Genomic DNA, 25,075 nt, shown 5'->3' on the forward strand with positions numbered 1-25,075 from the left:
CGCCGGCAAGGAGGAGATGCCGTACGGGTTGCTGGGTTATCCGGTGCTCCAGGCCGCCGACATCCTCTGCGTCAAGGGCGAGGTGGTTCCGGTCGGCCGGGACAACGCCGCACACGTCGAGGTGACCCGGGAGATCGCACGGCGGTTCAACCACCTGTACGGGCCGGTCTTCCCGGTGCCCGAGCTGATCCCGGCCGACAACCCCAGCCTGGTGGGCACCGACGGCATCGCCAAGATGAGCAAGAGCCGGGGAAACACCATCGCGCTGTCCGACGACACGGCCACGGTGCGCCGCAAGGTCCGCGGGATGTACACCGACCCGAACCGGGTACGGGCCGACGTGCCGGGAACGGTGGAGGGCAACCCGGTCTTCGCGTACCACGAGGTGTTCAACCCGGACCGTGCGGAGGTGGCCGACCTGACCCGGCGTTACCGGGCCGGACAGGTCGGTGACGTGGAGGTCAAGGAGCGGCTGGTCGAGGCGTTGGAGACGTTCCTGGCACCGATCCGGGAACGGCGGGCGGCGATCGAGGCCGACCGGGGGCTCGTCGACCGGCTGATCGTCGAGGGGACCGAGCGCACCCGGCAGGAGGTGCGCCAGACCCTGACCGAGGTACGGCGGGCGATGGGGCTGACCGGGACGTACCAACAGGTGCGCCGGCGGGCCGAGCGGACCCGCCGGCGGACGGACGCGCCGGCCTGACGCGGGCGTCTCGGGTCTTCCCGTTGTGACGGGGAGACCCGAGACGGCCCACCGAGGGCGCAGAATGCCAGGATGAGGGGTATTCGTCCGGTCGTGGTGGGTGCCACGCACCGGACGACGATGTTCGAGATCTTCTTCGACCTGGTCTTCGTCTTCGCGCTCACCCGGGTCATCGCGTTCATGGCGCAGCCGTCCAGCGCGCCGCTCACCCTTGCCCAGGGACTGCTCCTGCTCCTGCTGCTGCTCTACTCCTGGGGGCCGTACACCTGGGTGGGCAACCTCGTCCGCGCGGACCTCGGCCTGGTCCGCGGAGCGACCCTGGTCGCGATGGCGGCGATCTTCGTGGCCGCCCTGGTGTTGCCGGACGCCTGGCGGCAGGGTCCCGGGCTCGTCGACGCGCCGCTGACCCTCGCGCTCGCGTACGTGGTCGTCCGTGCGGTGCAGCTCGTGATCCTCGCCTGGGTGAGCGTGACGATTCCGTCGCTGCGCTCGACGCTGGGCTCCTTCAGCCTGCCGGTGGTGCTGGCGTGGTTTCCGCTGGTCGGCGGGGCGCTGCTCGGCGGGACGGCCCAGACGCTGCTCTGGACGGCCGCGCTGCTGGTGGACATCGGAGGCGCGCGACTCGCGTCCGCCTTCCACCCGTGGCAACTGCGCAGCGTGGACCACTTCACCGAGCGCTACGGCCTGGTGCTCATCATCGCCCTCGGTGAGTCGCTGATCTCCGCCGGCGCGGGGCCACGGACGATGGCGCCCGTCGGTGCGGCGGTGGCCGCGGCGCTGCTCGGTCTCGTCAGCACGGTCTGCCTGTGGTGGCTCTACTTCGACCGGCTCGCGGCCGCCGCGCGCAGGGCCGTCAGCGATGTGCCGGACGACCGACGGGCCGACGTGGCCGGCGACGCGTACGGCATCGGGCACTCCCCGCTGATCGTCGGCGCCATCTACTTCGCGCTCGGGATCGAGGAGGTGATCGCTCGGCTCTCCGAGGATTCGACCGACACCGGGCCGCTGGGCTGGGAGGCGGCGGGCGCCCTCTACGCGGGTGTCGCCCTCTACCTGCTCAGCCGGTTGACTCTCCGCCGGCTGACCGTGCGCGCGGTGTACCCGGCGCAGGTCGTCGCGGCGTTGCTGCCGTTGGCCCTGCTGCCGGTCGGTCGTGCCCTCGCGCCGTTGGCCGCGCTCGGCATGCTGACCCTCTTCCTGATCGCGGTCACCTGGTACGAACGGCGGTTCGACCGGCGTGACGAACGGGTCGACCCGGCGCGACCCACGCGTCCCTGACGGTCCGGAGTCGGCGCTGGCCGGCCGCTGTACCCTTCCCCGGTGACCCTGCCTCTGCCGCCCGGTGAGTTCGCCGCGTACCTGTTCGACTGCGACGGCACCATCGTCGACTCGATGCCGCTGCACTACGTGGCCTGGCAGCGGGCCCTCGACGAGTGGGGTTGCGAGTTCCCCGAGGACCTCTTCTACGCCTGGGGTGGCCGGCCGACCGCCGACATCATCGTCGCCTTGAACGAGCGTCACGGTCTGGCGATGCCGGTGGCGACCGTCGTGGAGAACTACGAGCGCATCTACCAGGAGCTGTTGCCGCAGGTCGGCGCCGTGCCCGAGGTGGTGGCACACATCCACGAGGCGCACCGGCGGGTGCCGTTCGCCGTCGTCTCCGGCAGCACCCGGGCCGCGGTCACCGGAGCCCTGGAGGCCCTCGACCTGCTGGACCGCTTCGACGTGCTGGTCTGCGCCGAGGACTACACGCGGGCCAAGCCCGACCCGGAGGCGTTCCTGCTCGCGGCCCGGCAGCTCGGCGTACCCCCGGAGTCGTGCCTGGTCTTCGAGGACACCGACCTGGGCATCCAGGCCGCGACGGCGGCCGGCATGGCGTCGGTACGCGTGCCGCAGCAGCGCGCCGCCTGACCCTCAGGCGACCGTCAGCAGCAGCTTGCCGGCGTACGACGTCGTCAGACGCCGGTGCGCCTCCCGCACCTTGCCCAGCGGGAACTTCTCCGCCACGTGCACCACGAACGGGCCGGCCTCGACGAGTTCGTTGAGACGCCGCAACTGCCCGGGGTTGGACACGCCGTCGTACGCGCGAACCGTCATGCCGGGGCGCTCGCTCGGCTCCGGCTGCACCCCGTGGGCGTACGCCACGACCCCGCCGTCGGACAGCGTCTCGGTCAACCGGTCCAGCGTCTCGCCGCCGGCCATCGCCAGGATGCCGGCCACTCCCTCGGGGGCCGCGTCCCGGATCCTCGTGAGGACCTCGGCGAGGTCGCCGTGGCCGTCCAGGGACACGTCGGCGCCGAGCCGGGTCACCAGCGCGACGCCGTCCGCACCGGAGGCCACCGCGATCACGTTAAGGCCCTGCCGCTTGGCCAACTGCACGGCCAGGTGGCCCTGACCGCCGCTCGCACCGAAGATCAGGAGCCAGGCGCCGGCCGACAGGCTGAGGGTGTCCAGGCCGGCCAGCGCGGTCAGCGCGTCGGTGGACATGGCGCCGGCGTGCTCGGCGGGTACGCCGTCGGGCAGCTTCGCGACGTACTCGGCCTTGACGACCGCGTACTCGGCGTAGAAGCCGCCCTTGGGCCGGGTGGTGGCGGAGACGTAGACCTGGTCACCGACCGCGACGCCGGTCACCTTGTCGCCGGCCGCGATGATGGTTCCCGCGCCGTCGGAGCCCGGGACGATCGGGAGGGACGAACCCTCGGGCACGAACACGCCCTGCCGTTCGTACGCGTCCCACACCCCGACGCCCGCGCTCAGGACCTTGATCAGCACCTCGTCGGCGGCGACCTCGGGAACGGGGAGCTTCCGCAGGGTGATCACCTCCGGCCCGCCGAACTCGTCGAAGGCCGCGGCCTGCATCCGCTCTGGCACGTCCGCGTCAACCATGGGGGCTTCCTCTCCGGCCGGCGTCACCGTCGCAGCATGCCGGCTCGGGGACGAATCCGAGCCGGTGCCGAGTGCCGTTCACCCGCAAGGGCGACCGGGCCGGTTGCCTCCTCCGGCTCACGGCCTGCCGCGCGACGCGTCCTGCGACGCGCGGCCATCCGCGCCTGGTGGTCAGGACGTCTGCGGCCGCGGGCCACGGAGTGCCTGCTCGACGGCGTCCCGCACCCGGGCGTCCTCGCGCGCCTTGCGCCGCGTCCGCGCGCGGCGGCGGTACAGGTACGCGCCGACGACGGCGGCGATCAGCACGACGAGCGTGAGCACCAGCGTCCACGGCAGGGCCCAGCCGTGTGCCGTCGACTCGACGGGCGTGAGCGGGGTGGTGGAGCCCGACGCGTCGGTGAGCAGCGGAGTGACGGTGGCGGTCGCCGCGAGCCGGACGGCGGGTGCGACACCGGGTACCGGCACCGTCACGTCCCAGCTCTCGCCGGGGAGCAACTGCGGCGGCGCGGCGATGTCACCGGCCCGCGCGCGCAGGACGCCGAACGGGCCCGACACCGACACCGACTGCTTCCCGGAGAGGGCGGCGTTACCGGTGTTGTGGATCGTGTAGGAGACGGTGGCGTCGCCCTTGCCGACCGGGCTGGACGATGCGTCGTACGTGACGTGGAGGTTCTCGATGGCGAGGGCCGGCTTCAGCTCGCCGCCCACCCGCAACGTGATCCGGATGCCGAGGCGACGGTCCACGTTGATGCCCTCGGCCTGGTCGGTCTGGGTGAGCGCGGTCAGGATGCCGCCGACGTGGTCGCCGGGCGTGGCGTTGGCCGGAACGGCGATCGTGAAGGGCACCTGCGCGGTCTTCCCGGGTTGGATCACGACGTTGCCGGCGCTCGGCGTGACCCAGGCGCCGACGGCCGTGGACTTCTTGTCCCTGGTGAGCAGGTCGAGCTTCCCCGCGTCGGTGGTGAAGCCGTCGGCGGCGTACACGGCGAGGGTCAGGGGCGCCGGGCCGCGGTTGGCCACCATCATGGCGTCCTCGACGGTTCCGCCGGAATTGACGTTGTAGCTGTAGCTGGACCGGGCTTCGCCGTAGCTGTTGGAGGCCGTCCGGACCGTCCAGGCGACGTTGCCGTCGGCCGCCAGGGCGGGACCGCCGCCGACGCCGGCCGCCGCTACGGCGGCGAGCAGGGACAGCACGGTCGTACGTAGGAGTGTCTTCCAGCGCGTTACGGACGGTCGCATCTCAGGTCCTTGAAGTGATCTTGGTAGTGGAGGAGCCGGCGGCGGGGTAGGCCCCGAAAGGTGCCTACCCCGCCCGGTGGAACAGGCTCGATCAGCTGCTCAGGGCAGTGATCGTGAGGGTGGTGCGGTAGCTGCCCTTCGCGATGCTGTCCGGGATCTTCAGGTCCAGGTCAGCGCCGAGCTTGGCCCCGCCGCGCGGGTGGCCCTGCTCGGCGGCGCCCAGACCGCTGGAGACCGAGAGGCCCTTGCCCTGGTCGTCGAGGGACGAGAGGACCGGAGCGCCGGCCGCCGCGCCCGCGCCGGCGTCGAGGACGTACGGGGTCCAGCCCAGGTACGAGCCGGAGAACGTCTTGTCGGCGTCGGAGAAGTCGCCGACGCTTGCCGAGATCGACCACGGGGCGAGCGAGCGACGGCTGTCCGACACGAGGATCGGGTTGATCTTGCCGGTCGCCTCGAAGTAGCTGCCGTTGCGCTCCTGCGCGGTGCCGAGGTCGACCAGGCCGTTGTAGCCGTCGATGGTCCAGCCGAACTCACCCGGCGCCGGGTTGGGCACGTTGACCTGAATGGCCTGACCGTCACCGTGGTACGGGTGGATGGTGGTGTTGTCGACGATCGAGCCGACCGGCTGCCCCTCGGCGGTGTTGCTGCACGACAGCCCCTTCTCGACGGCCGCGTTCGGGGCCGCGCAGGTGCCGCTGCGGACGTTCTGGAGCACCAGCTTGTCGGCCTTGACCTGCACCTTGACGTAGCTGCGGACGTGCTCCTGGTTCTCCACCGAGTTGAACCAGTAGTTGCTCGGGTTCAGCGGGTCCGGGCCGAGTCCCTCGACGCCGGTGCCGGAGCCGTCCGGCTTCTTGATGTCGTAGTACTTCGAGCCGGAGGCCGAGTTCGCCGTCACGTAGATGACGCCGCCCGGGCCGGGGAAGACGTCGGCAGCAGCCGGCTTCTCGGCCGGGTTCTCCTTCTGACCGTTCTTGATCGAGTAGCTGCGGGTGTACACGTGGTCGTGGCCCTGCAGCACCATGTCGATGCCGAGATCGGAGAAGGCGGTCGTGAAGTCCTTGCGCCGGTTCTTGTTGTCCGCGTCGGTGGAGTGGCTCGCGGCCGAGTAGATGGAGTGGTGATAGACCAGCACCTTCCACTTCGCCTCGGAGCCGTGCTTCTTCACGATGTCCGAGACGTACGCGACGTGTGCCGCGTCGCCGCCCGGGGAGCCGTCCGCCGGGTTGACGTAGCTGTTGCTGTTCAGGTCGATGAACAGCACGTCCTTGTAGATGTACCAGAAGTCACCGCCGGACCGGGTCGACTGGTCGCCGTTGTAGTACTGGGCCGAGCGGTCCGTGTTCGGGGTGAAGTGGTGCTGCTCCCAGGACTTGCCGCCGACGTCGTGGTTACCGATGGTGGCGGCCGTCGGGTACTGCCGAAGCTGGTCCGGGGAGAGGTACGCGCTCCACTGAGCCTCGTCGTTCGCGGACTCGACGTGGTCACCGCCGGAGACCAGCAGCTCGGTGTTCGGGTTCGCCGCGGTGGCGACCTTCAGGGTCTCCGCCCACCCGGCCTGGTCCCGCGCGACGTCGCCGGACGCGCCGATCTGCGGGTCGCCGAAGAACAGGAAGTCGAAGTCGCCCTCGAAGTCCCGCGTCCGGAAGGCGTACGTGGGCGACCAGCTGCCCTCGGCGCCGACCCGGTACGAGTACGCCGTGTTCTCCCGCAGGTTGCTGATCGTGGCGTGACGGTTGTAGCCGGTCGTGGAGGTGTTCGCGGCGCCGACGGCGTCGAAGCTGATCGCGCTGGCCGGGAACTCCCCGTTGACGATCTCGGCGGTCGGGGCGAGCTGGATCTTCTGGGCGGTGTCGGTCGAGGAGTACCAGGACACGATGCGCTGGGTCTCGTTCGCGCCGACGCCGAGGACGATGCCGGACACGGTGGTGGGGTCAGCGGCGCTGGCGGCGGTCAGCACACCGCTGCCGAGGGCCGCGCCCACTCCCAGGAATCCGGCCACGACCCCGGCGACGACGCGTCGCCGCACGAGCCCTGCGGCCCGTGTCGAGGTGCTCAATGTCATCGACATTGTTCCCTTTTCGAATAGAGAAATGGATTGCTTTCCCCGAGCGTGGGGAAGCGGATCCAAACTTTTCGCCGACCGGTGAACCGATCATTAACGTGATCTTGCGAGCGGCTGCACTTCACGAACTGGTTAGCCGTACTCAGGACCCTGCGACGCGCTGAACAAACCAGATCAGCCCCATGATGGACACCCCTGCGGAAACCGCACCGGTCGCCCACAGACCCGCTTTCGGCGCACGACGGCGCAGCACGAACAACAGCGGGAAGACGGCGGCGATAATCGCCAACTGGACGACTTCGATACCCACGTTGAACACCAGCAGCGACCACAGCAACGTCCAGGACCACGCCTCGTCGATGCCGAGCGCGCCCGCGAAACCCAACCCGTGCACGAGGCCGAAACAGAAGACGACACCGAGGCGGACCCACCCCCGGCGGTCCAGGCTGAGGTGACCGCGTCCGGCCGTCTCCAGGTCCGTCGCGTGGTCACCGCGCCGCCAGATCCCCCACAGGTGCCAGCCGGCCACCACGGCGATCGACAGCGCGATGACCGGCTCCACGAGGCTCGCCGGCACGTCGACCAGGCCGAGGGCGGCGAGCAGGAACGTCACCGAGTGCGCCAGGGTGAAGCTGGTGGCCGCGAGCACGATCTCCCGCAGACGCCGCGACCCCGCGATCAGCGCCAGCAGGAACAGGATGTGGTCGACGCCGGACAGCAGGTGCTCGGCCCCGAGCAGGAAGAACTCACCGAACCGCTGGTAGGCGGTCTGGGCCGTCGAGAAGGACGGGTTGGCGGCGTCGAGCGCGGCACTGCCCGACCGGCCGTCGATCTGGTAGGTGACGATCGTCTTGGTGCCCTTGACGTACGCCTCGTCGTCCGGGAAGAGACCGCTGCGCACCTCGTGCTCGGCGACCCGCTCGGGGCAGGTCCAGTCGAGCAGCAGGTTCGCGTACGGCACACCGTCACGGGCGCCGACCGTGGCGTCGCGCACCTGGGTCGGCCGGCACGGCGCGTCCTTGGCGGTCACCGAGAGGCGGTCGGCGACGTAGCGCAGGACCGTCGGAGCGTGGGCCTTCAGCGCGGCCGCCTGAGCGTTCGAGTCACCCGCCTCGAAGGCGGCGGTCCCCACCCGAAAGAGCGGGTCATCGTCGCCGGAGTCGGCGGCCGACACCACCAGGAGGTCGTATTCGAGCCCCAATTCGGTGCGGATGTGACCCTCGTCTCCGGCGGAGATTTTTGCGTACACGGTCGACGAGAAACCGTGCGCGAGGGCCGCTCCCCCGCCGAGAAACGGAAGCACCGTCGCCGCGAATGCGACAACGGCGACGACGACGGTACGGCGAATGTGCCTGAGCATGCGGTTCCCCTCGGTTGGCCAGTGCACGCTGCACCTCGTGGGTGAACACGAGCCCGCCCGCCGACGAACCGATGGAGAACAAATAGCCGGGGCGGCCGCTCGCGGATCGCGGCCCGCCGGATCTGGGATAGGAATACGAGGCGTACCCGCACCTGCCCGCCCTCATCGGAGAAGGACGATCACTTTGCGCCCCCCGCTTCGGGCCGTCGCCCTGCTGGCCACGACCACCGCACTCCTCGCCGGCTGCGGCTCCGGCGACGACTGGTCCCAACCGCGCCCCACGCCGAGCGCGGTCGGCACGCTCGGTCCGGGATTCGTCGACACCGCCACGACGCCCGCACCGGAGGCGACCATCACGCCGAAACCCGGCTCGTGGGTGGACGTGCACCCGTCGAAGGACTACCGGGTGGTGCTGTTGACCGCAGGTGAGGACGCGCCCACCAAGGCGCTCGTGGCGGCGGTACGGAGTTGGGCGGACGACGAGCACCTCGATCTGCGCACGGTCGTCGTCGGCGACCCGCACGACGCCGTCGCGGGCATCAGCACGGCGATCGGGACGAACGCGGACCTCATCGTCAGCGCGGGCAACGAGCTGATCGACCCGCTGGCGTTGGTCACGCCGAACCACCTGGACGAGAAGTTCCTGGTCGTGGGCGCCGAGTTGGCCGAGCCCACCCACAACGTCACCGCCGTCGACTGGGCGGGCGCGTCGTTCCGTGGCGAAGGGCTCGGCATGTCCTCGACGTACGACGCGGCCTCGTTCACGCCCGAGCGCTGCGCGGCGGCCATCCGGGCGGGCGTGGCAGCCGTGCTCAACGAGCTGACCGGGATCGTGCTCTGGCTCTGACCTCGCCGCGGTGTTCGTCCTGCTGGGGCACGGAGTGACCGGACGACCGGATGTTATCGATAACAGCGATGACCCACCCTCGACCGACCCACCGACACACCAAACCGCAGCGGCCCGCGCGTCTACTCCACCCGGCCGGCAGGGGAGATCCGCCGCGAAAGCCCTGATCGGAGCGCTGGCGACGCCGTCAGTTAATCGCTGAGACATCGAGGTTGATGGTTTGGGAGCGCTCCCGTAACATACCGGACGCGGCTGTTAACGCTCACCTAACAATGACTCCCACGAATGTGGAGGCCGCCGTCCCGTCAGGAGGGTGCTCGATGACCATATTCAGACCGACCAATATCGGGGTCGTCTCAGCCGGTGTCGCCTTACTGGCGTCGGCGACGGTCGCCGTGGCGCTGCCGGCGGGCGCGGCAGCGGCGGGCTGCTCGGTGAACTACGCCGTGTCGTCCGACTGGCCGGGTGGCTTCGGCGCCAACGTGACGATCACGAACCTCGGCGATCCGGTGAGCAGCTGGACGTTGACCTGGTCGTACAGCGCCGGGCAGACGATCACGCAGTCGTGGAACACCACCCTGACGCAGAGCGGGGCGGCGGTGACCGCGCGGAACGTGAGCTACAACGGCTCGATCGCGACCAACGGCACGGCGTCGTTCGGATTCAACGGCTCCTGGACGGGCAGCAACCCGGCGCCGACGAGCTTCGCCCTGAACGGGGTGACCTGCAACGGTGGCACGACGCCCACCACCCCGCCGCCCACCACCCCGCCGCCCACGACCCCGCCGCCCACGACGCCGCCGCCGCCCACGACCCCGCCGCCCACCACTCCGCCTCCGACCACCCCGCCGCCCACCACCCCGCCTCCGACCACGTGCAACCTGCCGTCGTCGTACCGGTGGTCGTCGACCGGGGCGTTGGCGCAGCCGAAGTCCGGCTGGGTGTCCCTCAAGGACTTCACCGTCGCCCCCTACAACGGTCGGCAACTCGTGTACGCCACGACCCATGACTTCGGCACCCGGTGGGGTTCGATGAACTTCGGGCTGTTCACCAACTGGTCGGACATGGCCTCGGCCAGCCAGAACACCATGAACAGCGGCACCGTCGCACCCACCCTGTTCTACTTCGCGCCCAAGAACATCTGGGTCCTGGCCTACCAGTGGGGCGGCACCGCGTTCTCCTACCGCACCTCCAGCGACCCCACCAACGCCAACGGCTGGTCCGCCGCGCAAACCCTGTTCACCGGCAGCATCACCGGCTCCGGCACCGGCCCCATCGACCAGACCCTCATCGCCGACGACCAGAACATGTACCTCTTCTTCGCCGGCGACAACGGCAAGATCTACCGCGCCAGCATGCCCATCGGGAACTTCCCCGCCAGCTTCGGCTCCAGCTACACCACGATCATGAGTGACACCACCAACAACCTCTTCGAAGCACCCCAGGTGTACAAACTCCGCGGCCAGAACCGCTACCTCATGATCGTCGAGGCCATCGGCAGCCAGGGCCGCTACTTCCGCTCCTTCACCGCCACCAGCCTCAACGGCACCTGGACCCCCCAGGCCGCCACCGAAAGCAACCCCTTCGCCGGCAAGGCCAACAGCGGCGCCACCTGGACCAACGACATCAGCCACGGCGAGCTGATCCGCACCAGCGCCGACCAGACCTTCACCGTCGACCCCTGCAACCTCCAACTGCTCTACCAAGGCCGATCGCCCTCCTCCAACGGCGTCGACTACGGCCTGCTGCCCTACCGACCGGGCCTGCTCACCCTGCAACGCTGACACCACCCGCACAGCGGGCCCGGCATCCTGCCGGGCCCGCTGTGTTGTCGGCTGTTCACCGGTGCGGGGAGACGTACCCCAGTTCGATCGCCCGGCGGGTGAGTTCGGCCTTGTTGGCGGCGTTCAGCTTCGCCCGGATGCGCTTCAGGTACGTGCCGACGGTCGACTCGGTCACGCCCATCCGCTCGCTGATCATCACGTTGCTCAACCCGCTGGCAACCAGCCGCAACGCCTTGATCTCCCGCTCGGCCAGATGAACCGGGCCGGGGTTGAGCGGACCGCAGACGGCCTCGACCAGCCCAGGGCCGATGTAGACACTGTCCAGAGCCGCGGTCTCGGTGGCCATCCGCAGGTCCCGCTCGGCTTCGTCGGCGAGGATCATCGCGCGCACGCCGGCCCTGATCGCGTCCGGCAGCGACAGCCGCACGTCCGGTCGGCACACCAGCACCACCCGGGTCTGTCGCGGCAGCACCGACCAGAGGTGGTCGTGCACGGGAGCGCGCCGGAGCCCGGTGATGTCGACGATGGCCAGGGGAGGACCGGACGGGAGGGCGACGAGCCGCGCGACGGAGGCGAGTTCGAGGCTCACCTGCAGGCCCGGCAGGTTGGACACCAGCCGGACGAGCCCGGCCCGGGCGACGTCGGACGGTGACACCACCGCCACATCGAGGGTACTCACGCGTGGTCCTCGGGCTGGTTCACGACGGCACCTCCCGGTCAGCGCGGTACGACGTACCCGAGTTCGATCGCGCGTCGCGTCAGGTCGGTCTTGTTGGCGGCGTTCAACTTGCTCCGCACCTGCCTGACGTACGAGGTGACGGTGGACTTCGTCAGGCTCATACGCCCACCGATCTGCTCGTTGGTCAGGCCCCTCGTCACCCAGTGCAGCAACTCGATCTCACGTTCGCCGAGCGCGAGGTGGTGACGTTCGGCGTCCCCGGTCAGCATGCCGAGCATGTCGGCGGTCAGGTGTATCCCGCCGTGCCGCACGGCGTCGACGGCGAGAAGCAGATCGTCGACCTCCGTGTCACGGGTCAGGAAGCCCCGCGCGCCCGCGGCTATCGCCTGAGCCAGGTCCGGTGGGTCGGCCGGGTCGCAGAGCAGTACGGCACGGGAGTCTGCCGGCAGCAGGCGGGCGAGCGCGTCGACGGCACGGTGCGGCCAGTCGATCACCACCACGTCCGGGTCCAGTTCGGCAGGCATCTCCGCCAGGGACGTGAAGCCACACGGCGTGAACCCCGACGACGCCTCGGCGAGCAGACGACAGACGCCCTGCCGCACCACCGACCCGGCGGCGACGACAGCGATTGTTGTCATACGGACTCTCCTGTAGATCGCCGGACGACCATAAACAGGCCGTCTTGACATCCACTTGACTCGCCTTGCGCAACCGGGCGGTCACCGGAGGGGCGACCGGTCAGCAGTTGAACACCTCCTGGGACAACCGCAGAAGATCCGCCGCGCGGTCCTCCTGCCCACCGGCGACCTCGCGCATGGCGTCGACCCAGTTCTGCTTCTCCTCGTTGCGCAGGTCGGCGGAGTGGTCCCGGACCCATGTGACGGCAGCCTGCAACCCGTCGGCGAACATGAGGTCGACCGCGTGCAGAGCGGTGGCCGCTCCGGCGACCTGATGACCCGAGTCCTGGATGAGGCCGACGCGCAGGTCACGGTCGATCTCGCGGCCCGCCGCACCGATCAGCAGGCGGTTGCGCTCGACCGGACTCTCCAACTCCTGGAAGTCGAGCACGAACTCGGCCCTGCCCGACTCACCGAGCTCACCCAGCAGCGGCGTGAACTTCCGGAACCACGGGTCGCCGTCCACCCGCTCGACGATCTTCCGCAGGTCGTCGCGTGCCCGCTCACCGGCCAACTCCCCTCGAAAGGCGGTGAACACCGCCAGTTTCGCGTCCCTGGTCGGCGCGAGCAGGAGCTTGCCCACCGCCCTGCTGGTCGAGTCACCACTCGGTCGGGCCAGCTCGCCCGCCCGGAGCAGCCCGGCTGCCCGCAACGACTCGCCCAGATCCTCGACGTCGCCGTTGCCGCCGACCACCTGCCAGACCGGTGCCAGCGCGGACTGTTGCGCCAGTACGGCCGACGGTAACGACGCCAGCCCGCCGGCGACCGCTGCGGCCCGCGGAACGAGATGGACGATGCTGAAGCCGTACGTCCGGGACATGGTCTTCAACGCCGGGGTCAGCTGGGCCGTCGTCACCAGGACTGGTTGCTGCCTCTTCAGAGCCAACTGCTGCACCAGGCGGCCGACATCGCGCACGTCCGCGTCCAGCGGCTTCAGACCCGGCCGGACGCTGCCGAGGTGCACGACCGGCCCGTCCACCTGCCCGGCCGCCGAGCGGATCCGGTCGCCCCTGATCGCCGTGGGTTGTGGGCCGACCCAGTAGAGCTGGCCCGCGTCGAGTTCCGCCCGGCTGCCGGGCGGCAGCACCACGGGGTCGTTCAGTGGTTCTTCAGTCGCCGGCCCGGTGTCCACGACCAGCGACGGCACGCTCGCCTGCGGTGCCATGCCGGTGTCGACCGCACCGCCTTCGACTGGGACCAACGGGGGGCGCTCGCCGTCGGGGGCGAGGTGTCCGCCCGGGTCGATCCGGTGGGAGGTCAGTGTGCCGTCCGCGTCGGTCAGGTCGAGCTGTACGTAGCGGCGCAGGTTGTGCGCGACCAGTCGGGCGGTGCGGAACGGATCGTAGGCGTCCGGGGTGAATCCGACGGGGGGCGCCAGAGCGGGTTTCCGCGCCCGTACCAACTCGGTCAGCCTGGTGGTACGCGTCGTCAGCTCGTCGACGAACGCGGGTGTCGGCGTACCCTCGTTGATCTTCCACATCAGCTCGTAGCGGCCCGCGACGTCCCGGCGGAGCCGGTCGGCCTCCGGGTCGCCCTCGCCGAGCTGCTTGATCGCCCACTCCTCGACGAGCAGGTAGCGGTGGTAGGCACGACGGGCGGCCGAGGAGGACAACACCACCTGGTTGGTGCGGGCGTGATCCCGGATGTGGCCGGAGATGCGCTCGGCGAGGGTCAGTTGGTCGTGACCGGCCCGTCCCCACGCGCTGGCGAGCTGGTCGAGGTCGTGGCGCGGCGTGTGGTCGTCCGGTCGGGGCCACCGCTGCGGATCGGTCGTCGGCTCCGGCACGTCACGCATACGCGCCGTGAGATCGGCTATCTCGTGCTCGAACAGTTCGGCGTACACCGGCCCGGTGAACCGGTCGCTGACGAAGCTGCCGCTCGGCTTGGACGAGCCCTTCTCGAAACGTTCGGCCTCCAGCCGACCCTTGAACCGCATGCGCACCCGGTACAGCCGGCCCTGTTGCTTGACGTGCTGCTCGGTCCGGTAGTTCACCGTCTGCCCGCTGCCGTCGCCCTTCGGAGCGACGCGGGCGGCACTGGTGTTGGCGCCACCGGTGTGCGTTCCCCACGGCTCGGTCGGATGAGCGGGATCGGCGACACCGAGCGCCTGGTCCTGGTTGAACCTCGCCGACAGCTCGGGTCGCATCTCGTTCCTGCTCGCGAAGACGTTCGTACCCGCCTGGTCCTTCGCGTACCGGCCGGTGCCGGTGCCTTCGAGCTGCTCCAACACCTCAAGGTGGTGCAGGTCGCCGACGAGGTAGAGGCTGGCGCGCGTACGGGAGTGACCGGGCAGGAAGATGTCCTCGGCGAGATGGTGTCGCCGACCGGCGACCGCCTTGCGCAGGAAGTTGCTGAGATGGCTCCGCGAGAAGAGCGTGGGCAGCGTGACGGACGACCGGAACGTGACGTCGTTCGCCTCGGGGCCGAACATCCGACCGAGCAGACCCCAGCCCGCGGCCAGGCCGTCCTCGAGGAAGACGCTGTGGATGTACGCCCCGGGGGGCAGTTCCGGTAGGGCACGCAGGTCGGACGTGTCGAGGGTGCGGGGCAGCCGGCGAGCCTCGGCGACACTGCGCGGCAGCTTCAGCGCCAGTTCGCCCCGGTGCTCGCGCCGCACCGAGGCCGACTGCCCGGTGAAGGGTCGGACGCCGTGCACGAGCAGGTTGGACAGCGGCCGGTTCGGCATGTCGAGCCGCTTGACCTCGACACTGAGGGAGACGTCGGAACGGGTCAGGTAGTGCCCGCCCCAGTCGTAGATGGTCTGTTCCTCGGTGCTCTGGTGCGCCTGGACGACACCGGTCTGCTGTCCCCCGGAGGCGGTGAGGCCGAGGCCGCCGCTGGTGCTTCCGGTGCTCCCGGCACCGGCGAAGGACGGCTGAAGCACCCCCACTCCACCAGAGAGACCCTCCGACGTGCCGGAACTCTGCGCGGTGTACGCGTGGCCGTACCTCTCGTTGCCGGATTCGGGAACGAAGTCGTGGATCTGCGGAGCCGTGTCCACCGTCAGACGCAGCGCGACCTCCACCACCTCGGTCAGGCCGCCCGCGACCTTGTTGACCAGGTAGAACTGGACGCCCTGCAACAGGTCGTCGCTCATCGACTTCAGGCGCGTGCCCGCGAACATGGTCTCCAGGTAGTCGAGGCCACCGGCGAGACGTCCCATGACCGGCTTCTCGCCGACGAGACGCCGCCACCACACCTCGACCGGCTTACGGTCCGCCGTGTTCGGGGCCCACTGGGACCGGCGCGCCCCGAGCAGACCCGGGACGGCGGCGTCGATCGCCCTGTGCACGATGTCGAAGGGACGCGCATCGTGCTCCGTCCCGTCTCGGAACGTCAGCGAGTGCACGCCGCTGTGCCCCAGGGAGGTCGGTCCGTTCGGCAGCAGGTGGTCGGGAATGGTCAACTCGGCGACGCTGTCGAAGCCGAGGGTGGCCAGGCGTGCGCTGAGCGCGTCGTGGCCGCGATCGGTCAGGTGGGCCCGAAGGTCCTTCAGCTCTTGGCGGTACGGGTAGTCGGGCCGTGTCCGCGACTCGCGTTCCATCCGCTCGATGACGGCCCGAACGTCCCGGTGGTTCAGCTCCAGCTTCTGCTCGGCGTCCCCGGCACCGTCCTTCCAGCGACGCAGCGCGTCCATGAGTTGTGTGTGGCCGATCGGCACGGCGTCCTCGCCGTACCGCTTCAGCGCCTCGTGCTCCGGAAGCAGATAGATCATCTGTCGACCGGTCACGGGCTCCGACTGCGGTCGCCGCACCGACGTGGGCAGGAACTTCGCGTGCGCCTCGTACGCCCCGGTGACGGTGAAGTCGACCGGGGCGAGGAAGGCGTACACGTTGTGGAAGTCCAGGTCGAGCATCTCCACCCCACCCGTACGGGATGACGACTTCGACGTGTTGCTGCCGTACCGGACCCACGCCGAGAGCTGGCTCTGGACCGCGGAGAGGTTGGCGGCGGTGGTGCCCGCCCGGGTCCGCTCATCCACCGAGACCTTGATGCCGTGGCCACTGCTGTGCCCGTGCGACGCCTGGGACAGGTACAGCTTGATCAACCCGGAGGTGAACTGGTCGCTGGTGGCGCCGACGAACTCACTGGGCCCGAGCGTGCCGTGCACGCCGAGACTCCCCTGCTTGTGGCGCAGGAGACCGGAGCGGAAGAGGTTCTCGGTCTGGTACTCGTCGTGCAGGACCTCCTTGAGGTACGACCGCACGTTGGCCGTGCTCGTGAAGATCGACACTTCCTCGTCGCCCGGCTGCCCGGGGCCGGTGAGGTGGGGCTGAAGCCGACGCGCGGCGTCGCGCAATCCCGTGGTGTCCGCGTAGTAGATCACCGCCTGGTCCAGCACACTCACGTCGGTGGGCCGGTCCATGGGCTCCTGGTCGTCGAGCCGCGCGTTGTTGATCGAGGGCACGAGCAGCACGGTCGCCTCGCCGTCGACCGGCTGGCTCTGCCAGGTGGGCGCCTCCCGGCGCGGCTTGTGCTCGTAGTCGACGGTCACCTGGAAGCGGCTCGGTAGCCGGAACTCGTCGACGTCCCCCGGATACTCCAGCAACTGAGGCTCGCTGAGCGTCTGGCCCGCGGTTTGCGTCGCGCCCTGCGCGTAGCCGTACTCGGCACTCACACCCCAGGTCTGCATCAGCTTCACGCCGGCCGCGAACCGCGCGCTCAGGGCCACCGCCCGCCGACCACCGACGGTGTACGACCCCGAACTGCTCCCGATGGCGAGGTTCACGAGGTGGTACTCGCCGGTCCGGCGTTGCAGCAGCGTCGAGTTGCCCCGCTCGTCCGTCCTGCTCAGCTCCGCCGGATCCTGGACCGCCGTGATCGTCACCCGGGCCGCGCGCCGCCGGTGTCCACGCGGGTCGCCGCGCAGCGTGAAGGAGAGGCCGTCCTGGTGGAGTTGGTCGTAGAAGGCGGAGAAGCCGTTGCTGGAGACGAATTTGTCGATCAGCGCCAGATTGGCCAGGCGGCTGTCGCTGCCGATGTGGGCGTTCGTACCGAGCGTCGGTTGCGTGGCGAACGGAAACCGCCGCGGCGGGACGAATCCGGTTCGGGCCAGCTCCGACAGCACCTGTCCCCGAAGCTCCTCCGCGACCCGGTCGTCGACAGTCGCCAGGCCCATGCCGATACCCCGCCCCTGAGCGACATGCCGGGGCAGGGCCACGTTCTCCAGCGCGCTGGCCGGCGTGCTGCCGTCCTCGACCAGGCCGGGGGCGTACTCGACGGTCGACACGTCCGGGCCCGGGGGCTGACGGAGCGCCGTGGCGTCGACCGGGAAGCCGTGCGCGAACGCCGCCGGCTCCGGGAGCCGGACCAGCGCCTCCCCGCGTACGTCGCCGGTGGTCGTGGGCGCGCTCCTGGCCTTGTTCGCGACGTGCACGACGGCCCGGTGCCGCAGCCCCACCCGGTAGCCGGCGGTGCGGCCGGCGTACCGCGACACGTGCACCCAGATGCCGGTGTGGCCGCCGCTGACCGAGTCACTGTTGCTCCAGGTCCAGCCGACACCGACGCTCGGTCCCAGCACCAGACCGGGCAGCGGCATGAAGTTCAGCTCGCCGCTGGTCCGTAGTTCGCTCTCGTTGGTCAGACTGAAGCTTCCGCCGTGCGCGCCGATGGCCGTGCTGACCCGCTCGATGTGCGCCTTGTCGCTGGTGGCGCCGACCCTTTCGACGGCGGTTTCCGTGTCCCGCTCGGTCTGCACGACCACCACCGCCACCGCGTGACCGGCCCGGTCGTGCAGGGTGATCGGATAACCGCCGGCATTTGTCTGGACCCGCCGCCGCTGCTCTTCCTGATCGTCGGTGACCGATGCGAGCTGCCGGTTGTTGACCGCCGTGTCCAGGTTGAAGCTCAACTTCCACAGCGCCTGGCGCAACTCGCGACGCTCCGGGCCGTCCGTGTCGAGGGACAGCCCGTTGGTCCGCAACTCGGCGACGATCCGGTCGTACAGCTCGGGCAGGCCGGTCAGGCCGGTCGCGAAGTACGTGTCCGGGAGCTGGCTCGTCCGCCGGTCGAAGTCGGCGGCGAGCGCCTCGTCGTCGGTCGGACGGATGGCCTGGACCTGGGGCTCCCCCGCCTGTAGGTAGTGATCGGGGACCCAGACCTCCAGGCGCTCCTGGTCGTCCGGGTGTTCCTGCGCGCTCGACCAGGTCGTCGGCGCGTCGGTCCAACCGGTCGAGTCGCCGGACCGTACCCGCACCGACCAGTTCGGCGTGTACGACACCAGCGTCGAGTCGATCCGGTCGTCCTGCACCCGGCCGGACTCGGCGTCCTGCACACCCACCGTCGTACGGTCGACCCGGTTGGCCGTACCGGAGATCGTCACCCCGGCCCGGGCCACCTCGACCAGACCCGGACCGAGGCCCAACCCCACGCCGAGCCCGAGCGCGCCACGCAACGCGCCGGCCTGACCCGAGTGGGACAGCGAACCCCCGCCCGTGTTGAAGCCACTGCTGGTCGTCTGCATCGCGTGGAAGAGCTTCTTCCTGGCCTCCGGATCCGCCAGGTGCGTGCCGTCCGTGCCCTCCGCGTCCCAGTCGTCGACCTCGTCGGCCACGTAGCGCCGGTCGGCGGGGCTCGGAGCGAGGACGGCGTCGGTGGGGTCGAGTCGGACCAGCATCTCGACCGGACCGACCTGGACGAGGTGGCCGCCCCCGACGAGTTCCCGGTAGTTGCCGAGCAGCCGGGAGGGCAGCATCGCCTGCTCGTCCGGTGACATCGTCACGCCCCTGACGTGCGCCGCCGCGATGATGTTCGCGGCTGCTTCGTCGAGGTACGGAAGGGTCTGGTGCGGTATGCCGATCGTGTGGACGATCGACCCGGGCTCGGGCGCCCGCACCTGGCTACCCCCGGCCGCCAACGAGCCGTTCTCGGCCGTGGCGTCGTCGAGGAGGTCGGGGGCGTCGGCCGGTCGGCGGATCGCGTCGTGCCGGTCGGCCACCGGCACCGCCGGCATCACGTGCCCGTCGGGGGTGACAAGCAGACGCAGCGGTGGCGCGGCGGCGTCCTCGGCGGACCCGGTGGCCGGCACGGTCTCGACGTGGGTGGGGTGGATCAGTTCCACCCGCACGGCGAACGCCTGCGCGAGCACCTGGGCGATCCGCCTCGGCGTCTGACGGGGCAGGGGCGCTCCGGGAGTGGCGAGCCGCGAGATCCAGCGCAGTACCGACTCCCGGTTCGCCGCTGGTATCTCCGATGCGAAGCCGAGCAGCGGGGCGGCGACTCCGCCCGAAGCGGCCAGATCGGCGAGCAGCAACGCGGCGATGGTGTGGCGCAGCGCCGGCGCGGGCAGCTCGGCGAGACCCGATATCCGTTGTGCGCCATGGCGCGCCGACAGGCGCAGGGCCTCGAAGACGGAGTCCGGGCCGGACGCGGTCCAGACCGCGCCCAGGCGCGCCTCTTCGAGCCGGGCGATCTGGAAGTCGGTGAGCCGGTTGACCGACGTCGAACCCGGTGGCAACACGGTCAGTCCGGTCGGGTCGGCGGTGGTTCCCGCCGCCCGCTCGCCCGCGGCGGCAAGAGCCTGGCGCAACACCTCCGCGAGGCCGTCACCAGCGGGGTCGGCGGCGCCGCGCAGCGACGCGGCGAGTTGCTCGGACGTCGGGAGCGGCAGATCCTCCGCGCCGGCAAGGTGCCGCAGAAACATCTGCAAGCCGTCGAACGTCGCCACGTCGCTCGGCATGCTGCCGGCCGCGCCGAACTCCGTCGCGACCAGGATCCGGTCGCCGCCGGCCGGCAGCAGGGCCGGCACACCATCGCGGGGTACGGTCGCCAGCAGTTGGCCGTCATCGGTCGCGACCAGCAGCAGAGCGTCCCGAGCCGGGTCCTGGTCACCGGTCCGGTGCACCACGCCGTCGGGCAGGAGCACGTCGATCGGGCGCTCGATCAGGTTGGCCATGAGCGTGACCACCGCCCGGATCCGCCCCGACGTCGAGTCCTCGAGACGCAGGGCGGCACGGATCGCCTCCGGCACGCGGCTCGGGGGCAGGCCCTCGGCGATCCAGTCGAGCACCTGCCGGCGAGTGGCGTCGGCGCTGTCCAGGCCGAGCCGGGGGCCGGGGGTGCCGGCAGTCGACAGCTCCGCCTCCAGCATGCCGGCGATGGCCACGTGGAACATTTCGGGCGGTTGTTCGGCGAGTTCGACACCTCCCGGCAGGCGACGGTGGGTGAGGGTGGCGATGACGGCCGCGAGGTAGCCGTCGTTGGCGGGTACCAGCGCGCGGAGCCCCACCCGTTCCAGAACGTCCGCCGCCGGGCCGCGGAGCGCGCCGGGCGCGACCTTCCAGGCGAGTTCGTCCGCGACCGGCACCGCGACCCCGTCGCCCGACAGCTGCGGCAGGCCGGAAGCCCGGAACTCCCGGTACGCCTTCATGGCGGGGCTGTCGCTGATCTCCGGCGTCGCGGCGTCCTCGTCGGGAGTCGTCGATTCCCACCGGCTCGGTACGACGGTGGGCACCTGCTCCGGCGGCACGACATCGACGGCCGGCGCCTGCTCACCGGCCGGCGCGCCCACCCAGATCCGGACCCGGTCGTGGCTCGGCCCGTGCTCGCGGGGCGCAGCGGTGGTGACCACCCGAACGGCGTCCTGGCTGAGGACCACGCCGTCGTTCGTCCGGTCGTGCGCCTTCAGCAGCTCCGTCAGTGTCTCGGTGAGCCGCTGCGAACGAGCTTCGGACGCGCGCCGGCCGAGCCCTCGATCCAGGCCGGGCACCCTTTCCACGAGGCGGTCGACGAGCCCGGGTACCCGGGCCGGCCCCACGGCCGCATGGAGGCGCAGCGGTGGCAGTCCGTCCTCGACGCGTCGGGACGTCTCGGCCACGACCGACCTGACGAAGGCGTCCAGCTCGGCATGATCGGGCCAGGACAGGTCCGTCGCGCCCGGAGCGAAGGTGAACCCGGCTTCGAGATCACGCCCGAACAGCGGGGTGGGCAGGGGCGGTGGCCCGTCGAGCAGGAACCGGTCGACGAAGTCGCCGGCCACCCGTTCCGCCTCGTACTGCTGCCGATGATCGTTGTTGCGCAGCAGGTCGACTACCCGGTCACCGAGTTCGGCGCGACGGACGGGAGTGAGCTTCGGGACCCCGGCGGCGGACCGCCGGCCATCGATGACATCGTCCGCCCACCTGCGGTACTCGCTCCGGACGCTCGTCGGCATGGCCGCGACCCGGCCGAACACCGCGCGAGGATCCTCGGACAACTCGCTCGACGGTGTCACCTGCTGCGGGACCGGCCTCCGGCGGCGCGTCGGGGTCAGCGACGTGAGGGTCGGCTGGTCCATCCGGCGGTCCGGTACGTGCCGAGGAACCCCGCCACGCGGTCGCGTCACCGTGGGCTCCGGTTTACGGAGTACCCGGTGCTGGGCCGGTGGACGGCGCAGGGGCGAGCGGGCGGAGGTCGCCGGCTCCACCAGGTCCGACAGGTCGACCGTCACCCCGGGCCCGGCGACCTGGTCCGCCGCGAGGTCGAACGGTTGCGCCTGCTCGAAGTAGCCACCGCCGTTCGGCCACGACTGGCGCAGGACGATCGGCGCGTCCGGGGCCGGCAGGACGAACCTCAACTCCCCTTCGGAGCTGTCCAGCAACAGGGCGGTCGATCGGACGATCACCACGGTGTATCCGTCCGGAAGGTCCTCGAACTCGAAATCGTCGCTCTGCCCCCGCAGGGGGAACCGTTCACCCGCGACGAGACGCTCGGCCACCGTGGTGGGGAGCATGACGTACGTGTAGCCCTCGACCCGATCCGGGTTCGCTCCCAGCAGGGCGGCGGTGACGTCGTGCTCGTACCGTAGGTTGTCGGCCAACCTGGCGGTGGTGGTGGCGGGATGTTCGGCGAACATGTGTTGCAGCAGGGCTGCCGGGCCGACCGTGACCAGGGGAGTGACCTCGATGGTCGCGCCGCCGCGGCGCACGACGGTGAGCGACGCGGCGGCATGACTCTCCTGGACGAACGCGATCTCCCACAGATAGCGCGGCGCGATGATGTGGTCGCCGCCCACCCGGGTGACGTCCTGCATCAGCGCGGGTGGCAGGTCCGGTCGACGTGGACCTCGAATATCGTCCGCCGCGCGCGTGTCGCGCCGCAGGACCGAGGCGGCACCGGACGCGCCGCCGTTCTGCACGTACTCGTCCGGCAACCCCAACAGGTGCAGCATCTCGTGCAGGACCGAGTCCCGGACGTACTGGACGGGCTCACTCAGATGGCTCCGGGGCCAGGTGCCCGCATCCATGGCGGCGTGCTCCGGCACCCTGATCACGTGGTGGGCGTTCGCCGCGTCGCCGGTGAACTGCACGTCGAGGTGGAACTGGTCCCCGCCGGGCAGACGGAAGCGCCCGTTGACCTCCTGGCGGATCGCGGCCCGCGCGTGGGCCTGGTAAGCCTCGATGTCCGTGGCGGTGACGCTTCCCTCCCCGGCGAGGTGCAGCCGCACGCGGAAGACCCGAAGGTGGGGCGGCGACGAACGCCGACCGGACGCCGTCCCGTCCTGGATCTCGATCCGGGCCACGTCGTACCTGACGTCGGCGCCGCTCCAGCGGAACATCCGTGGGTCGCCGGACCGGTCGCCGATGTCCACGACCTCCGCGTCGATCGTCCGGAAGGCCGACGCCGGCAACGCCGCCACGACGTCGTCCACGTCCGGAACCGGATCGTCCGCACGCCACCACCCGTCCTGCTCGGAGGAGAGCGGGCTCAGACGCCACCGGCTCAGGTACTCCAGCTTCGGCCCGGCCAGATCGTCGACACGTGTGGAGGACGGCGGGATCACGTAGCCGAGCTGCGCGCCCGGGGCCGCCCCATGCGACACCGGCTGTGACTCCACACCGATCCGCACCCGGGAGAAGATCTCCCGCGCCTGCGTCGGGTCCGCGCGGACGCCCGTCAGGGCCGCGATCCGCTCGTCGATCGCCCCACGGAGGCTCCGCTCGAACGAATCGCCCACGTAGACGATGGCCTCCTCCGCGTCGTCCAGGGTTCCGTCGATCCCGTCGTACGTGGCCGTCAGCTCGACGTACGGGCCGGACGTCTCCTCCGGAGCCAACTTCGTGATCTGCTGCCCACGGAACTCGTCGACGATCAGGTGCCGGAGCACAGCCTGGTCGGCGACCTCCTGGGCGAGCACGTCGATGGCCGTCGTGGCCTGCGCGGTCGGTTGACCCGAGGACGGGTCCAGGGCCACGTCGATGGCGCGTCCCCGCAGGATGTGGGCGAACTGCCCGGTCAACCGGTGGGGTTCGTCCGGTACCGGGTCGTGGGTGCGGCCCCGCAGCCGGACGAATTCCGTGGCCTCGCTGTCCACCACCGAGTGCCGCACCCGGACCTGCGGCAGCATCCGCCCGTTGCCCTCCCGCTGCGCCCAACGGGCCAACCCGACGTTGAGATGCCGGTACACCTGCGCTGTCAGCCAGTCGCCGAAGTCCGCCTCCCGCGCCTCGCGCACCTCGCGCTCCTGAGCCGTCTCGTCGGCCAGGGCCGGCCGCAGACCGATCTCGACCTCGACGGTCAGCCCGCTCGGGCCGGCCCCCGGGCGGTCACCGAGCAGTGTCGCCAGCGCGCGGTCGGTGGTCGCCGCGTCGACCGTGTCGCGGATCCATCCGATGATCGCCCGTGCGGCGCTCGCGCCCAGATCGGCGGGTACGTCGTTCCCGGTGACCCGCAGCTCCCGCAGGTAGGCGGCCAGGCCGCTACCCGAGGACACCGGCCAGTGGTCCGGACCGGGTATGACGTCGACCAGGCGATCCCCGTGTGCCTCGACCGCCTCGTCCCACAGGACGGGTCCCGCCGTCTGTGGCGCCTCGGGCGCACTCTGGACGGTCGCCTCCGGTACGCCGTCCGCCTGCCCGGCCGTGTTGACGGCGGGTGTGCCGAGAAGAGAGTCGCGTTCGGACGACGTCGCTGTCGAGATGGCGGCGGGGGGCAGGACGAGCTGCCGATTGTCGATGGTTTCGCCGCCCGGACCGATGAGCAGAACCCGCGACTCCGTCGGGTTTCCCAGCTCCGCGACGACGCCCGCCCCGCCCGGGTCGGGGACAAGTCGCGACGCGCCACCGGCCCGGGGGTCTATCCACACGCTCCCCTCGTCCGACGAGCGGTAGACGGCCAGTCCCCGGAGCCGTCCCTCGCTGCCGAGGGCGAGGACGAGCGCGGTGCTGCCCGGTCCCGACCGTCGAAGAGCCCCGTCCACCGCCTCCCACGAGGGAGGCCGACCCCAGTGCTCGATGGCGCGGAAGTCGTCCACGTCGTTGGTCGTCCCGGTGACCGGATGCGCTGGGCCGGGCAGGCGCCGTACGCCCGTCGGATAGAGCGCGCCGGCAAGCACACCGAGCAGTGCCAACTCGTCCTGGGTGGTGCCGGTCGACTCGGCCACGCGGTCCGCGATCGACCCGAGCTGGGCCAGGGTCAGGGCCCGACCGTCGGCGGTGAACGCCGCCCTGCTCAGGCGATCGGCGGGATGTACGAGGACAGCCCCGGTCCCGCCGGCCGTCTGGAGCGGCACGACCCGCGGTCCGCTCAACGCCAGCGAGTCGGGGGCCCGCACGAGCACCGGCAGACCGAGCCGGTCGGCGTGGTCGGCCGCGACCTCCGGGCCGGGCTCGAGAACCTGCGGTACGTACACCATCCGCTCGACGATCGTCTGCGGCTGACCTCGCAGGGCGTCCGCGACGAGCCCGGTGCCGAACGCGGCCGGATCGACATGGACCTGGTGGAGACCCGGTAGCCGCGCGGCGGCCAACACCGAATCGGGCACCGGACCGCCGAGGCTGAGCCACTGACCGGAGCGCACCCAGGTGGTGACGAACTCCGGGCAGGCCACCTCGGCGACATCCGTCATCGCGGACCTCCT

General features: G+C 70.7%; 12 protein-coding genes (1 of these 12 cut by a window edge). 5 read left to right on the forward strand and 7 right to left on the reverse strand.

Annotation, left to right across the window (positions count from 1 at the left end):
• From trpS to ACTFTM_RS00040, 3 genes are all read left to right on the forward strand, one after another.
• A protein-coding gene (gene trpS / locus ACTFTM_RS00030) for a tryptophan--tRNA ligase (protein WP_449563845.1) crosses the window boundary here: on the forward strand, positions 1 to 703 show its 3' portion. The gene continues 356 nt to the left of window position 1, outside the view; only the last 703 of its 1,059 coding nucleotides appear in the window; its start codon lies beyond the left edge, outside the window; its stop codon occupies positions 701 to 703.
• A 72-nt stretch (positions 704 to 775) separates the two neighbouring features.
• On the forward strand, positions 776 to 1,981 hold the full coding sequence (locus ACTFTM_RS00035; protein WP_449563846.1) for a low temperature requirement protein A: 1,206 nt from the start codon (positions 776 to 778) through the stop codon (positions 1,979 to 1,981).
• Positions 1,982 to 2,023: 42 nt separating this feature from the next.
• Positions 2,024 to 2,614, forward strand: coding sequence for an HAD family hydrolase (locus ACTFTM_RS00040; RefSeq protein ID WP_449563847.1), 591 nt, complete (start codon positions 2,024 to 2,026; stop codon positions 2,612 to 2,614).
• Between the two features lie 3 nt (positions 2,615 to 2,617).
• On the opposite strand, the gene ACTFTM_RS00045 is transcribed toward ACTFTM_RS00040, so the two are convergent.
• The 4 genes from ACTFTM_RS00045 to ACTFTM_RS00060 all read right to left on the reverse strand — a co-directional run bounded on the left by ACTFTM_RS00045 (position 2,618) and on the right by ACTFTM_RS00060 (position 8,253).
• Complete coding sequence (locus tag ACTFTM_RS00045; protein ID WP_449563848.1) at positions 2,618 to 3,589, reverse strand: quinone oxidoreductase family protein; 972 nt, start codon at positions 3,587 to 3,589, stop codon at positions 2,618 to 2,620.
• A 171-nt stretch (positions 3,590 to 3,760) separates the two neighbouring features.
• A complete protein-coding gene (locus tag ACTFTM_RS00050) occupies positions 3,761 to 4,828 on the reverse strand; it encodes a WxL protein peptidoglycan domain-containing protein (protein WP_449563849.1) in 1,068 nt (355 codons plus the stop codon).
• A 91-nt stretch (positions 4,829 to 4,919) separates the two neighbouring features.
• Positions 4,920 to 6,893: a fibronectin type III domain-containing protein gene (locus tag ACTFTM_RS00055; RefSeq protein WP_449563850.1), complete on the reverse strand. Its 1,974-nt coding sequence runs from the start codon at positions 6,891 to 6,893 to the stop codon at positions 4,920 to 4,922.
• 142 nt (positions 6,894 to 7,035) lie between these two features.
• On the reverse strand, positions 7,036 to 8,253 hold the full coding sequence (locus tag ACTFTM_RS00060) for a HupE/UreJ family protein (RefSeq protein ID WP_449563851.1): 1,218 nt from the start codon (positions 8,251 to 8,253) through the stop codon (positions 7,036 to 7,038).
• Between the two features lie 184 nt (positions 8,254 to 8,437).
• On the opposite strand from ACTFTM_RS00060, the gene ACTFTM_RS00065 reads away from it, so the two are divergent.
• The gene (locus ACTFTM_RS00065; RefSeq protein ID WP_449563852.1) at positions 8,438 to 9,100 is read left to right on the forward strand and encodes a hypothetical protein; all 663 of its coding nucleotides are present in this window, start codon (positions 8,438 to 8,440) and stop codon (positions 9,098 to 9,100) included.
• A 320-nt stretch (positions 9,101 to 9,420) separates the two neighbouring features.
• Positions 9,421 to 10,884, forward strand: coding sequence for a non-reducing end alpha-L-arabinofuranosidase family hydrolase (locus ACTFTM_RS00070; protein WP_449563853.1), 1,464 nt, complete (start codon positions 9,421 to 9,423; stop codon positions 10,882 to 10,884).
• Between the two features lie 55 nt (positions 10,885 to 10,939).
• On the opposite strand, the gene ACTFTM_RS00075 is transcribed toward ACTFTM_RS00070, so the two are convergent.
• The 3 genes from ACTFTM_RS00075 to ACTFTM_RS00085 all read right to left on the reverse strand — a co-directional run bounded on the left by ACTFTM_RS00075 (position 10,940) and on the right by ACTFTM_RS00085 (position 25,063).
• Positions 10,940 to 11,563, reverse strand: coding sequence for a response regulator transcription factor (locus tag ACTFTM_RS00075; RefSeq protein WP_449563854.1), 624 nt, complete (start codon positions 11,561 to 11,563; stop codon positions 10,940 to 10,942).
• Positions 11,564 to 11,601: 38 nt separating this feature from the next.
• A complete protein-coding gene (locus ACTFTM_RS00080; protein ID WP_449563855.1) occupies positions 11,602 to 12,201 on the reverse strand; it encodes a LuxR C-terminal-related transcriptional regulator in 600 nt (199 codons plus the stop codon).
• Between the two features lie 100 nt (positions 12,202 to 12,301).
• Positions 12,302 to 25,063 carry a hypothetical protein gene (locus ACTFTM_RS00085; protein WP_449563856.1) on the reverse strand — a complete coding sequence of 4,254 codons (12,762 nt, stop codon included), beginning with the start codon at positions 25,061 to 25,063 and terminating at the stop codon, positions 12,302 to 12,304.
• Positions 25,064 to 25,075: the final 12 nt, after the last annotated feature.

This window comes from Micromonospora sp. RB23 (assembly GCF_053585025.1).

Bases quoted from the DNA above. Each gene is read 5' to 3' on its own strand.
- ACTFTM_RS00035 (WP_449563846.1), top strand. From the start codon at position 776: ATGAGGGGTATTCGTCCGGTCGTGGTGGGTGCCACGCACCGGACGACG.
- ACTFTM_RS00045 (WP_449563848.1), bottom strand. From the start codon at position 3,589: ATGGTTGACGCGGACGTGCCAGAGCGGATGCAGGCCGCGGCCTTCGAC.
- ACTFTM_RS00050 (WP_449563849.1), bottom strand. From the start codon at position 4,828: ATGCGACCGTCCGTAACGCGCTGGAAGACACTCCTACGTACGACCGTG.
- ACTFTM_RS00055 (WP_449563850.1), bottom strand. From the start codon at position 6,893: ATGACATTGAGCACCTCGACACGGGCCGCAGGGCTCGTGCGGCGACGC.
- ACTFTM_RS00060 (WP_449563851.1), bottom strand. From the start codon at position 8,253: ATGCTCAGGCACATTCGCCGTACCGTCGTCGTCGCCGTTGTCGCATTC.
- ACTFTM_RS00070 (WP_449563853.1), top strand. From the start codon at position 9,421: ATGACCATATTCAGACCGACCAATATCGGGGTCGTCTCAGCCGGTGTC.
- ACTFTM_RS00080 (WP_449563855.1), bottom strand. From the start codon at position 12,201: ATGACAACAATCGCTGTCGTCGCCGCCGGGTCGGTGGTGCGGCAGGGC.
- ACTFTM_RS00085 (WP_449563856.1), bottom strand. From the start codon at position 25,063: ATGACGGATGTCGCCGAGGTGGCCTGCCCGGAGTTCGTCACCACCTGG.